Genomic DNA, 227 nt, shown 5'->3' on the forward strand with positions numbered 1-227 from the left:
AATGGCGGAGGAAGAGGGATTCGAACCCCCGCGGGCTTTAACACCCCTGTCGGTTTTCAAGACCGATCCCTTCAGCCGGACTTGGGTATTCCTCCGTATATTTATAACAAATGTAACTTATATGGTAGCGGCGGAGGGAGTCGAACCCACGACCTCACGGGTATGAACCGTACGCTCTAGCCAGCTGAGCTACACCGCCATATTATTCGTTACAATTATTTAATTTC

2 tRNA genes are annotated in these 227 nt (G+C 49.3%); both read right to left on the bottom strand.

Annotated features, from left to right (window positions below):
• Positions 1-2 precede the first annotated feature (2 nt).
• Positions 3-95, bottom strand: a tRNA-Ser gene (locus AC1VNJ_RS26985).
• Between the two features lie 27 nt (positions 96-122).
• A tRNA-Met gene (locus tag AC1VNJ_RS26990) sits at positions 123-199 on the bottom strand.
• Between the last annotated feature and the right edge of the window lie 28 nt (positions 200-227).

It is taken from the genome of Priestia sp. 3CA3 (assembly GCF_056836725.1).